The 12329-nt window shown below is 69.3% G+C and carries 13 protein-coding genes; 9 read left to right on the top strand and 4 right to left on the bottom strand.

The genetic code is table 11. From position 1 onward, the window contains the following. Positions 1-9 precede the first annotated feature (9 nt). Complete coding sequence (locus tag OC490_RS20535; protein ID WP_262059420.1) at positions 10-1068, top strand: lactonase family protein; 1059 nt, start codon at positions 10-12, stop codon at positions 1066-1068. A gap of 104 nt (positions 1069-1172) precedes the next feature. Beyond that, positions 1173-1751 (top strand): hypothetical protein, encoded by a 579-nt coding sequence (locus OC490_RS20530; RefSeq protein ID WP_262059419.1) that lies wholly within the window; start codon positions 1173-1175, stop codon positions 1749-1751. Positions 1752-1905: 154 nt separating this feature from the next. Here OC490_RS20530 and OC490_RS20525 read toward each other — a convergent pair whose 3' ends face one another. The 3 genes from OC490_RS20525 to OC490_RS20515 form a co-directional block, all read right to left on the bottom strand. After that, positions 1906-2250, bottom strand: a complete 345-nt coding sequence (locus OC490_RS20525; protein ID WP_262059418.1) for a winged helix-turn-helix domain-containing protein — start codon at positions 2248-2250, stop codon at positions 1906-1908. Beyond that, complete coding sequence (locus OC490_RS20520; RefSeq protein WP_262059417.1) at positions 2247-2714, bottom strand: hypothetical protein; 468 nt, start codon at positions 2712-2714, stop codon at positions 2247-2249. Before OC490_RS20520 ends, OC490_RS20525 begins: the two co-directional genes overlap by 4 nt. Positions 2715-2807: 93 nt before the next feature. Continuing rightward, entirely contained in the window at positions 2808-3410 is a 603-nt protein-coding gene (locus OC490_RS20515; protein WP_262059416.1) for a TetR/AcrR family transcriptional regulator, read from the bottom strand. Positions 3411-3478: 68 nt separating this feature from the next. Between OC490_RS20515 and OC490_RS20510 the strand changes: the two genes are divergently transcribed. The 3 genes from OC490_RS20510 (at position 3479) to OC490_RS20500 (ending at position 7509) form a co-directional block, all read left to right on the top strand. Next, positions 3479-4198, top strand: coding sequence for an alpha/beta hydrolase (locus tag OC490_RS20510; protein WP_262059415.1), 720 nt, complete (start codon positions 3479-3481; stop codon positions 4196-4198). A 184-nt stretch (positions 4199-4382) separates the two neighbouring features. Next, complete coding sequence (locus OC490_RS20505) at positions 4383-5720, top strand: lipase family protein (protein WP_262059414.1); 1338 nt, start codon at positions 4383-4385, stop codon at positions 5718-5720. A 178-nt stretch (positions 5721-5898) separates the two neighbouring features. Continuing rightward, complete coding sequence (locus OC490_RS20500; protein WP_262059413.1) at positions 5899-7509, top strand: GMC oxidoreductase; 1611 nt, start codon at positions 5899-5901, stop codon at positions 7507-7509. Between the two features lie 17 nt (positions 7510-7526). Here the strand turns inward: OC490_RS20500 and OC490_RS20495 are convergent, their stop codons facing one another. Continuing rightward, positions 7527-7898 (bottom strand): STAS domain-containing protein, encoded by a 372-nt coding sequence (locus OC490_RS20495; RefSeq protein ID WP_262059412.1) that lies wholly within the window; start codon positions 7896-7898, stop codon positions 7527-7529. A gap of 337 nt (positions 7899-8235) precedes the next feature. Here OC490_RS20495 and OC490_RS20490 point away from each other — a divergent pair, with 337 nt between their 5' ends. Genes OC490_RS20490 through OC490_RS20475 form a run of 4 tightly spaced genes read left to right on the top strand, consistent with a single transcriptional unit; the run spans position 8236 to position 12321 of the window. Continuing rightward, positions 8236-8835 (top strand): chemotaxis protein CheB, encoded by a 600-nt coding sequence (locus OC490_RS20490; RefSeq protein WP_262059411.1) that lies wholly within the window; start codon positions 8236-8238, stop codon positions 8833-8835. Further along, positions 8835-10700, top strand: a complete 1866-nt coding sequence (locus OC490_RS20485; RefSeq protein ID WP_262059410.1) for a CheR family methyltransferase — start codon at positions 8835-8837, stop codon at positions 10698-10700. Before OC490_RS20490 ends, OC490_RS20485 begins: the two co-directional genes overlap by 1 nt. A 22-nt stretch (positions 10701-10722) precedes the next feature. Further along, positions 10723-11577 carry a GAF and ANTAR domain-containing protein gene (locus OC490_RS20480; RefSeq protein WP_262059409.1) on the top strand — a complete coding sequence of 285 codons (855 nt, stop codon included), beginning with the start codon at positions 10723-10725 and terminating at the stop codon, positions 11575-11577. Between the two features lie 12 nt (positions 11578-11589). Continuing rightward, positions 11590-12321: an ANTAR domain-containing protein gene (locus OC490_RS20475; protein WP_262059408.1), complete on the top strand. Its 732-nt coding sequence runs from the start codon at positions 11590-11592 to the stop codon at positions 12319-12321. Positions 12322-12329 lie beyond the last annotated feature (8 nt).

Here is a 12329-nt window from a genome sequence, read left to right as displayed (position 1 = left end):
GAGCGCTCAATGACCAGTATTTCCAGTCACGTCGACGTCCTGACGGGTTCGTACACACCGGACACGGGTGGTGAGGGCGTCGGCCTGACGGCGCTGCGGCTCACTCCGGAGGACGGTGGTCTGAGCGTGGTGGACACGGTGGCGGCGAGCGGCACGTCCTTCCTGGCCGCTCACCCGACGCTCCCCGTCGTCTACACGACGCACGAGTCGACACCGGGAGCGGTAAGCGCGTTCGCACTGCGGGAGGGCGCGGCGCCAACTCCACTGGGAGCACCCGTGACCAGCGGCGGCGCGAACCCGTGCCACCTGACCGTCCACCCGAGCGGCGGCTTCCTCCTCACCGCCAACTACGGCACGGACACGCTGCCCGGCACGGTGGCCGTACACCGCCTGGACGCGGACGGCCGACTGTCGGACCTCACGGACGTGGTCGAGCACAAGGGTTCGGGCCCGGTGACCGGCCGCCAGGAAGGCAGCCACGCCCACCAGGTCCTCGTCGACCCGGCGGGCCGCTGCGTCCTGGCCACGGACCTGGGCGCGGACACGGTGTTCGCGTACCAACTGGACATCATCACCGGCAAGTTGAAGCCGGTGGCGGCCTCCCGACTCCGTCCCGGCTCGGGCCCCCGCCACCTCGCGTTCACCCCGGGCGGCGACCTGGTCATCAGCGCCGACGAACTCTCCTCCACGGTGACGTGTCACCACTACGCCGCGGAGACGGGCACCCTGCACGAACTGTCCCGGGTGCCGGCAACGGCCGTAGCGGACATCCCCAACGAGCCCGGCGGCATTGTCACTTCCGCCTGTGGCCGCTACGTCTGGGTCACCAACCGGGGCGCGGACACGGTGGCGGCGTTCCGCATCACGGGCACGACCCTCGAACCCCTCGGGGAGGTCCCGAGCGGGGGAAACCGGCCCCGGGGGCTGACTGCGGTGCCCGGGCATCTGCTGGTGGCGAATCAACACAGCGGGACGGTGGCGGTGTTGCGGGTGCGAGAGGACGGGACGTTGGGGGAGACGGGGGTCGTGGTGGGGGTGGGGTCGGTGGTGTGCGGGCTCACGGTCTGAGCGACGGATCGCGCGTCGTCCGTGCCGCCTGTTGTGGTGTGCTCCGGTCGGCCCAGCTGAAAACAGCTGGTTCACGTCCCGTCTCCTGCCCGAGAATTCTCGGTGTGACAGACACGGAACCCACCGAAGAAGAGACGCCCGAAGGGCTGCTGGGCTGGTGCCTGGTGGCCAATGTGTCGCGGGAAACCACGCGCGGCGAGGACGGTCTCGACATCCAGCACGGCACGAAGCACTTCCCGGTGGGCGCCCTGCTGTGGATCCCACCCACGTGCTGGGACCCCGGCCCGGGCCGCTGGCGCGCGGTCGGACGGCACAGGGGCAACGGCCGCCGGTACGTCAACATGGTCGTACGCGCGGACGACCTGGAGAACTTCCGGGTCAAGGGTGTCTACAGCGAAGGTCTCGTCCGCAGCCTCAACGGCTACGACCACGACCCGGCCGCCCCGCGAACCCTGCAGAACCCGTGGACTCGCGAGCGGGCCCAGAGCTGGGCGGACGGCCGGAACGACCTCCGGGAGAGGATCGTCATCGACGGCCGGCGTCACCCGCAGATCCGCGTCCCCAACCCCCCACCGGCGGAACTCGCGGTCGGCGGCGAGATCCTGCACCTCGCCCAGTACGGCATCAGGGGACCCCACTACAGTCGCATGCCTCCTCCCGTGGAATGGGTTCCCGAGACCTGAGACGTGGCATTCCGCAGCTGCTGCTGAAAACAAGGGCCGCGTGTCCACGTCTTCGTGTTGCCCGGTCGGGCGGCAGCCTTCTGCCGGGCGGATTCCCGGGCTCGCTCGTTCGTAAAACGCCTTCACTCCGTCGACGAAGTCCTCCTGGCCCCCCTCAGTTCTCCGGGTCGCCGTCGTCGGCCGGTGCCTTGTCGGCGGCGAGTCGAGCGGCGTTCTGCAGCCAGGTGAGGTGCTCGGTGAACGCGGTGCGGCCCTCGCCCGTGAGCCGGAACCATGTTCGTGGACGTCGCCCGATCGCCCCTTTGCGAACTTCGAGGTAGCCGGCGTCCTCCAGGATCCGGGACTGCTTGGACAGCACCGAATCGCTCACCCCCACGGTGTCCCGCACGACGGAGAACTCCACCCACTCGGGACCGGCGGCGAGCAGTCCGCAGATCGACAGCCGGGTCACCGGATGGATGATCTCGTCCAGTCGCCCGCGCCCTTCACGTCCGGTCATCGCGAAACCGCTCGCCCTTGCCGGATGTCGTGACGGATCGCCGCGTTCTGCCACAGCAGAATGCCGACCACCGCCGCCACCGTGACGACCACCACCGCGACGGCGAGCACGGTATCCCCTCCTCTGAGGAACACGCCCTCGCCCGCGACGGATGCCGCTGCCACCGCGCACGTAACCCACATGACGGGCCGGGCCGACGGGTAGGACATGTTCCGGCCCCGGTACTTCACACCGGTCGTGTTTTCCAGAAGGCGGCTCAGGCCGAACTGGATCATGATCAACACCAGCGATGTGACCTGGCCCGCCCCGTCGGAAACGTACCGCGGCTGCAGGAACGGCAGGCCCAGCAACACAGCCATCACCACCGCGGTCGCCGCCAGATACCACCACGGAAGCCTCAACCGCTGGGCCAACGCCGTCCGTTGCTGCTGAAGCTGCTCCAGATCCCGCGAGCCGTCGTTCATGACAACCTCCATCGCATGGCATGTACTTTCCACGATGGAAAGTACATGCCACGAGGCAGGGCCGCAACACCCCAGGCCGCACCCGGGAGTTGGTCAGGTCGGGGGGATGTCCGAGACCTCCGCACAAGCCACCGCATAAGGCCACACCGCCGCCCCGATCTCCTCCGCCGTCCCCGCGCAGTCCCGCCGCAGCCAGTCGATGACCGCGCCCAGGACCGCGCCCGCGAGGAAGGCGGAGACCGGGTCGGTGATGTCGGTGTCGGTGGGCAGGCCCCGGCTGATGCGGGCCGCGAGGGTGATGCGGTGGAGCAGGTGGTTGATCATTCGGGCGCTGCCCTCGTCGCAGAGGAGGGCCCGGTAGAGGGGGGCGTGTTCGGCGACATGGGTGAAGAGAGCGGGGAGAGGGTTCGGCAACGGGCCGCCGTCCGGGGCGAATCGGCCGTGCGGGATGGGGGCCGTGGCCACCAACTCGTCGTACGTCGCGGTGCACGCGGCGACCGCCAGATCGTGGACGTCGGCGTAGTGCTCGTAGAACGTCGAGCGGTTGACGCCGGCCCGCTTGGTGAGGTCGGCGACGGATATCTGGCGCAGGTCCCGCTCGGTGACCAGTTCGCGCAGGGCGGCTTCGAGGGCGGCGCGGGAGCGGCGGACGCGGGGGTCGGGGAGGCCGGGGCGTTCAGGGGGTTGCGCTGGCATGCGGCAACAGTATTCTCTCCAACACCTGATGGTTATCCGACAGTTGTCGGGTAAGACAGGAGGCCCGCATGGCCACGTACGTTCTCGTGCACGGCGGCAGTCACGGTGGATGGTGCTATCAGCGCGTCGCGCGGATCCTGCGCGCGAACGGTCATGAGGTGTACGCCCCGACACTGACCGGGCTCGGTGAGCGGGCGCATCTGCTCGGGCCCGGTGTCGATCTCGACACGCACATCACCGATATCACCCAACTCCTGCGCTACGAGGGGCTGTTCGACGCCATTCTCGTCGGGCACAGCTACGGCGGGATGGTGATCACCGGTGCCGCCGACCGCGCCCTGGACCGCGTCGGCCACCTCGTCTACCTGGACGCGGCCAACCCGGCGAACGGGCAGTCCCTCGCCGATGTGGCACCGGAGTTGATGGCCGCCTCCCGGGCGACCGGGCGGGTGGTAGACGGAGTGGAGCTGGTGAATTTCCCGGGTGAAGGGCCCATGCCCCACTACGGGTTGGCCGATCCTGACGACATCGCCTGGCTGGCGCCGAAGATCACGCCCCATCCCTGGAAGTGCTTCGAGCAGCCGCTGCGACTGAACGACGAGGCGGCGGTACGCGCACTGCCGCAGTCGCAGATCGTCTGCACCTCGACCCTGCCCTTCCGCGATCCGGCGGACCTCGAACCGGCGCGCGCGGCCGGGCGGTTGTGGGACATCGACACCGGCCACGACCTGATGGTCAGCGAACCGGAAGCCGTCGCCGACCGACTCGAACGGATCGCCCCGAACTGATCGCCGCGACTTGACAGTCAGTCACATTACCGAAACGTAACCTACCGACAGGTATCACGAGTAACTTACCCGCAGGTAAGTTCCAGGCGAACCACTTTCCGGCGGCACCGGCGCACACACGTGGGACGCGTGTGTGCGCCACCGCGCCGCCGCTTCCTGACGGCCGCTCCACAGGAGGTTCGCCATGCCCGCACGCCAACGGCGCCTGCTCGGCGCCGCGTTCACCGTCGTCGCCTGCCTCGGGGCCCAGGCCCTCGTCATCGCGACCGCGACCGCCGCCACCGCCTCGGACGAGATCGTGTCCAGAGGTGTCACGATCCCCGCGTTCTACAACCCGCCCGCCACCCTGCCCGCCGCGAACGGCGCCCTCGTCCGCAGCGAGCCCCTCCCCCTCGCCCTGAGCCTCCCCGGCCTCGACGGCCCGCTCCCGGGCACCGCGACCCGGCTGATGTACAAGTCCACCGACTCCAACGGTCAGCCCGTCGCCGTCACCGGCGCCTACATCGAACCCTCCGCCGACTGGTCCGGCACCGGCCCGCGCCCCCTGGTCGCGGTCGCCCCCGGCACCGTGGGACAGGGCGACCAGTGCTCCGCGTCGATGGGCCTGGAGCATCCCCTCGTCTTCAACAGCCAGACGGTTTCGGTCGGTTACGAGGACCTCTCCATCTACCGCCTGCTCGCCGAGGGTGTCGCCGTCGTCGTCACCGACTATGTGGGACTCGGCGCCACGGACCGGCTGCACACCTACGTCAACCGGATCGACGAGGCGCACGCGGTGCTGGACGCCGTACGCGCCGCCCGTTCGCTCGCCGGAACCTCGGTCACCGCCGCCTCACCGGTCGGGCTCTACGGCTACAGCCAGGGCGGCGGGGCGACCGCCGCAGCCGCCGAGCTCCAGTCCTCCTACGCCCCCGACGTCACCCTGTCCGGAACCTACGCCGGAGCCCCGCCCGCCGACCTGACCTCGGTCACCAAGGCCATCGACGGCAGCGAACTCGCCGGTGCGCTGGGCTGGTCGCTCAACGGCTTCCTCCAGTCCGACCCGGCCCTGAAGCCCCTCGCGGAGGCACACCTCAACGACGCGGGGAAGGCCGCGCTCACCGACCTGTCGACCATGTGCGTGGGCGACGCACTGCTCGGCTACGCCTATACGAAGAGCACCAGTTGGACCACGGACGGCCAGTCCCTCAGCAGCATCATCGCGGCAACCCCCGCCTTCCAGGCCTTCGTCGACGAGCAGCGCATCGGCACGCTGAAACCGTCGGGGCCCGTCCGCCTCGCGACCGGCGTCAGCGACAACCTCGTCCCGCACGCCCAGGCCCGCCAACTCGCCCTCGACTGGTGCGCGAAGGGCGCCGACGTCACGTACAAGCCCGTCGTCCTGCCCAGTGTCGGCAGCGCGCTCCTCAACCACTTCGCACCCCTGCTCACCGACCAGAGCGACGCCATCTCCTGGCTCACCGACCGCCTCTCCGGCAGGCCGGCCACCTCCAACTGCTGGACCATGCCGGTACAGCTCTGAGACCGGATGAACAGGGACCTCGCCGACGGGGGCCGGGTGGGTGCGGTGCGTGGCCCCCCTCGGCGGTAACTCACCTCCCCCATACGAGAATTACATTTCCGGTTATTGACAGTGTCATGCTCATTCACGCTACGCTCCCGGCGACCCGCACTCCCCTACGGCTTGCCGGAGTCCCCCCATGCACGAGCACACCTCCCCCCACCCCACCCCCGCCCTCAGCCGCCGCGGACTGCTCGGCGCGACCGCACTCGGCGCGGTCGCCCTGGCAGGTGCCGGACAGACCAGGGCCGCCGCAGCCTCAACTCCCGCCGCTGTCACGGAACTTCGCGAACGGGCCGTCGTCGTCGGCACCGGTTTCGGCGGCGGCGTCACCGCGTTACGGCTGGCCCAGGCCGGAGTCTCCACCCTGGTCCTGGAACGCGGACTGCGCTGGCGGACCGGCCCCGACTCGACCACGTTCTGCCGCTTCGCCAACATGGACAACCGCTCCGCCTGGCTCACCGACCACGCCATCGTCGGTGGTGTCGACAAGACCTGGACGCCGTACACGGGCGTGCTCGAAGCCGTCGTAGGAGACGGCATGACGGCGATGTGCGGGGCGGCCGTCGGCGGCGGCTCGATCATGTACCACGGCATGACCCTGCAGCCGACGAAGGCGGACTTCGCCACCTCCATCCCCCAGGCCGCCGCCCTCTACGACGACCTCAACCTGTGGGCCTACCCCACGGTTTCGCGGATGCTGGGCATCTCCACCGTCCCCTACGACGTCCTCGCCTCCGACCCCTACAAGTCGTCCCGCCTCTTCCAGGACATCGCACCGAGGGCCGGTCTGACCCCGTTCAAGGTGCCGCTGCCCATCGACTGGGCCTATGTCCGGGGCGAGTTGGAGGGTCTGTACGACCCGACGTACACCACCAGCGACATCGCGTTCGGCGTCGACAACGGCGGCAAGCACTCCATCGACGTCACCTATCTCGCGCAGGCCGAGTCCACCGGGCTGGTGCAGGTGGCGCCACTGCACGTCGTCCGCGACCTCGCGATGGACGCCAACAAGAAGTGGGTGCTGTCCGTCGACCGCATCGACACCGGCGGGGCGGTCCAGGAAAAGATCCGGATCACCGCGGACGCCGTGTTCCTCAACGCCGGTTCGCCCGGCACCACCCGCCTCCTGGTCAAGTCCCGTGCCAAGAACCTGATTCCGGACCTGCCCGATGCCATCGGCACCAAGTGGGGCAACAACGGCGACCGGATCTGGGCCTGGATCAACCCGTCCGGCGACGCCGGCACCCAGCAGGGCGGACCCGCCTGCGTCGGCGGACGCGACCCGAACAGCAGCATCCCGCTCACCGTCGTCCACGCCGGATCACCCATCCAGCAGCCGGGCATCACGGCCCTCACCGTCGTCGGCTTCGGCATCGTCGACGGCGCGGGCACCTGGGCCTACGACGCCGACACCGACGACGCCGTCCTCACCTGGCCCACCGACGCCGACGCCGAACTCCAGGCACTGATCGCGGCCAAGATGCAGGACATCGCCACGGCGGGCGGCGGCATCATGATCGACACCAACGCCCAAGCCCCCTCCACCTGGCACTCCTTGGGCGGCGTCCCGTTCGGAGACGCCGTCGACCTCACCGGCCGCGTCCTCGGCCACCAGGGCCTCTACGTCCTGGACGGCGCCCGCATCCCCGGCTCCACTGGCGCCTGCAACCCGTCCATGACGATCGCCGCACTCGCCGAGCACAGCATGCGGACGATCGTGCGGCAGGACCTCGGGCGCGTCTTCTGACCCGCAGGAAGGGTGCGTCAGCTCGCGGACGCGTGGCGGCCGAGCGCCTCGTCCAGGGTGGCCGACAGGGTGAAGAACCGGAGGAGGCCCGTGATCCGCAGCATCTTGCGGATCATGGGCTGGGGGCAGACGAGCGTCAGTTGTCCGTCCCGTTCCTCGACGCGCAGCCGAGCACGGCACAACAGCCTCAGCCCGGAGCAGTCCAGGAACTCGACCGGGGTCAGGTCGATCACCACCGAGGGGTTCGGGCCGTCCGTCACCGCGTCGAGTTCCGGAGCGAGGTGAAGGACGGCGGCGATGTCGATCGCGCCGTGGAGTTCGACGACTGTGCGCCCTGGTGTCCGGTAGACGCGGACGTATCGATTCGGCGGAAGGGTTTCCCGGGGCATGGAGACATCACCGTGAATTCAGCGGGCTGTCCGCACCGGTTCCGGGGCGGATGACGACAGGGGTCCACGGCCACCGGGAGCAGGGGTGACGAAACAAGGGAATCCTAGGTCGGGGGCGGATCATAAATACGTGCATATGCCCTTCTTCATGGAGCATGATGCCCCGTTGGAGTGATATTCGGGATGAGGTCTTGACGTTGAACGCGCGCGCCTTTCTCGCATATATGCACAGGCCTCCGGCGCGGCTGAAAGAAAAGGGACGGGAGCCCTCGTCCCGTCCGTCCGCCGACCCCCTCACCGCCCCGCCACCTGGTGGCTCCTCCGCTAGGCTCGCCGTGTGACAGCTGATCAGTCCCAGGAGGACCCCTACGCGATCGTCGCTGTCGCGTCATCTGCCGGCGGCATCCACGGGCTGATCGTCCTTCTCGGGATGCTGGACCCTGATCTCCCGGTACCGGTGCTGGTGGTTCAGCACCTCGACCCGCGGCACCGGACGGTGATCGCCGACGTCCTCTCCCGCCGCACCGACCTTCCGGTCAAGCTCGCGGAGGCCGAGGAGCGCGCGCTGCCCGGCACCGTGTACATCGCCCCTCCCGACCGGCATCTCCTCATCGACTCCGACGGCGTGATGACGCTGTCCAACACCAAGCTCGTCCACTTCGTACGTCCATCCGCCGACCTCCTCTTCGAATCGGTCGCCGGGGCCTACGGACCGCGGGCCATCGCCTGTGTGCTCACCGGGACCGGCAGCGACGGCGCGATGGGAGTGGACGCCGTCAAGTCGCGCGGGGGCACGGTGATCGTCGAGGATCCGCTGTCGGCGGAGTTCAAGGGGATGCCCCAGGCGGCGGTGGACACGGGAGCGGCGGACTACGTCCTTCCCCTCGCGGAGATCGCCACGGTCGTCCGCGGACTCGTCGAGGCCGAGAAGCAGTGATGAGCGAATCTCAGAACGCCGCCACCGACGAGGCACTGGAGGAGCTGCTCGTCTTCATCAGGGACGCTCGCGGCTTCGACTTCACGGGCTACAAACGCTCCACCCTGGGCCGGCGCATCAACAAGCGGATGAACGACGTGGGTGTCCACACCTACACCGACTACCAGGATCTCCTCGAAACCAGCTCGGACGAGTTCGACGCCCTCTTCAACACGATCCTGATCAACGTCACGTCGTTCTTCCGCGATCCGGACGCCTGGACCTTCCTGCAGCGGGAAGTGGTCCCCGAAATGCTCGCGGACGTCGCACCCGACCAGGAGATCAGGGTCTGGAGCGCGGGCTGTTCCAGCGGCGAGGAGGCGTACTCCCTGGCTGTCATGTTCGCGGAGGCGCTCGGCCTGGAGGAGTGTCTGCGCCGCGTCAAGATCTACGCCACGGACATCGACGAGGAAGCGCTGCGGCAGGCCCGGTCGGGCCAGTACCCGGAGAAGTCCCTGGAGGCCATCCCCGCGGAGCTGCGCGAGAAGTACTTCGAGCAGAACGGCGCGGTGTTCGGTTTCCGCCCCGACCTGCGGCGCCGGGTGATCTTCGGGCGGCACGACATCACTCGCGACGCCCCGATCTCCCGGCTCGACCTGCTCATCTGCCGCAACACGCTGATGTACTTCAACGTCGAGGCCCAGACGCAGATCGTCGACCGGTTCCACTTCGCGCTGCGCAAGAACGCCTTCCTGTTCCTCGGCAAGGCGGAGATGCTGCTGAACGACGCCGACCGGTTCGACGTGGTCAACATGCGTCAGCGCGTCTTCCGGCGCCGCCCGGGCGACGCCGGACTGCCGTACCACCCGACGCCGGCGAAGATCAGAGCCGGCGCGGGCGTCGCACCGCACTCGGTCGCGCGCAGCCGCCAGCTGCGCGACCTGGTCCTCGACGCGGGCCCGGTCCCGTCGATCGCCGTCGACGACGACGGAGTCGTCGTGGTGATCAACAGTCAGGCGAGGGTCCAGTTCTCCCTCACCCCCACCGACATCGGCCGCCCCCTCCAGGACCTGGAGATCTCCTACCGGCCGGTCGAACTCCGCTCTCTGATCGACCAGTCCACGCATGAGCGCCGGACCCTCCGCGTCAACAGGGTCGAGCGCAGGGTGGGCGAGGACCTCCAGTACTTCGACATCCTCGTCCAGCCCCTGACCGGGCCCAACAGCCTGCATGTCGCCACCAGCGTCTCCTTCATCGACGTCACCGTGGCCTCGCAGTTGAAGGCCGAGGTCAAGCGGGTGCGCGAGGATCTGGAGACGGCCTACGAGGAACTCCAGTCGACCAACGAAGAGTTGGAGACCACCAACGAAGAACTCCAGTCCAGCGTCGAGGAGTTGGAGACCACCAACGAGGAACTCCAGTCGACCAACGAAGAGTTGGAGACCACCAACGAGGAACTCCAGTCCGGCAACGAGGAACTGGAGACCATGAACGACGAGATGCGCATCCGCACCGAGGACCTGAACGAGGCCAGGGCCTTCCTGACGGCCGTCCTGACCAGCATCGAGGCCGGTGTGGTGGTCCTGGACCACGACCTGAAGGTCAAGAGCTGGAACCGGGGCGCGGTCGACCTGTGGGGGCTGCGGATGGACGAGGTCCTCGACGAGGAGTTCTTCGCACTGGACTTCGGACTGCCCACCGATGTGCTGCTGCCCATAGTGCGCACCTGCATGGAGACCCGTGAACGCACCGGACCGATCACGCTGGAGGCCCTGAGCCGTATCGGCCGGTCCATTACCTGCGATGTGTTCTGTTCGCCGTTCGACAGCCACAACGGAGGCGTCGTCCTGCTGATGGAGGAAGGCCGAAGTCACGGCTCCGACTGACCCTGCGGCGTACGCTTCGGATATGAATCCGCAGGGGCCCGAAGAAGCCCTCGGTCTGGCAGCGCTGGCACTGGGCCGTGCCGCCCGCGCGATCGAGCGCGCGGAGCGGGCCGAGGCGGCCGCCGCCCATCACGAACTCCTGGCGGCGAGACCCGGACGCGAGTTCCACGCGCGGATCGCGGCCACGCACCGGCGATCGGCCGCGTGCCATCGTTCCTCGGCAAGCCTCCAGGAGGCCTTCGCCCGCCGTACGGCGGAATGGACTCCGGGACAGGGAGCCCAGCCCCGGTTCATGACCGGTGTCGCGGAGGCGTGCGGCACGGACAGCGCGGCGCTCATCCTGGTCGACTCCGGCCAGAACCAGCTCGCGGTCGCCGTGTCCGACGAACAGTCCCGGGCCGCGCAGGAGTTGGAGTACGTCCTCGGTGAGGGCCCCTCCCGGGACGCCGCGTCGGTACGCCGCCCGGTCCACGCGTCCGGCCCGGCGATCGGGACACGCTGGCCCGGCTACGGACGCGCCCTCGCCTCCCTGGGCATCACCTCCGTGGCCGCCGTTCCGCTGGGGACGGCGGCCGGTTGCATCGGCGCACTGGCGGTCTTCGACCCGCGGCCCGTCCTCGCCGGGCCGGCCGATCTCGCGGCGGTCGCCGAAGCCCTCACCCGTATCGTGCTGCTCGGCCCCGACGCCGACCCGGACCTCTACGGCGGCACCGACCACCGGGTGACCGTGCAACAGGCCGCGGGCATGCTCTCAGCACGGCTCGGCTGTCCCGTCGACGACGCACTGGCACTCATCAAGGCCCGGGCGTTCGCCGAGGAACTGTCTCTCGACATGATCTCCCGGCGGATCCTGCGCGGCGACCCGGAACCCGACTGAGGAAGAGGCACCATGACGCCCGAACAGCGGCTGGCCGACGTCTTCGTGGCCCTGGCCGGCTGTATGACGGACGGTCCCCTGGACGTCGCCGGAACCCTCGGGGTCCTCGCGCACGACAGCCCGTCCCTGCTCGGCGTCGGCGCCGCGGCCGTGGTGTTCGCCCCCGACGAGCGCGAGGCGGCTCACGTGGCGGGCTCCGACCCCGCGGTGTCCCGGCTGGAACAGGACGCCGTCGGCTGGCGCGAAGGCCCCGGCAACGACTGCCACCGCACCCGTACGCCCCCGACCCAGGCGGCGCTCGACGGCCGGCCCGCCAGGCAGCGCTGGCCGCACTACGCCCCCAGAGCCCTCGGTCTCGGCTACGCCCGCGTGGTGGCCCTCCCCCTGCGCGGACACACCGGAATCAGCGGTGCGCTCGTACTTCTCTCCCACGCCCGACAGAGCCTCCTCACTCCGGGAACACTGACGCTCGGCCAGTCGATGGCGGACTTCACCGCCGTCACCCTGGAACGCGCGCGCGAGACCGACCGCAGCCGGACCCTCGCGACCCAGCTGGAACTCGCCCTGAGCAACCGCATCGTCATCGAACAGGCCAAGGGAGTGCTCGCGGCTCGGCTGGAGATGACCGTGGACGACGCCTTCGACCTCCTGCGCACACATGCGCGCTCACGTCAGCGGCTGCTGAGCGCCGTGGCACGTGAGGTGGTCGACGGGCGCGCCGATCCCGGTCTGACCGGGGGGTGAACCGGGCC

It is taken from the genome of Streptomyces sp. STR69 (assembly GCF_024519455.1).
Classification (GTDB): domain Bacteria; phylum Actinomycetota; class Actinomycetes; order Streptomycetales; family Streptomycetaceae; genus Streptomyces.
This window is presented reverse-complemented; position numbering and strand designations above follow the sequence as displayed.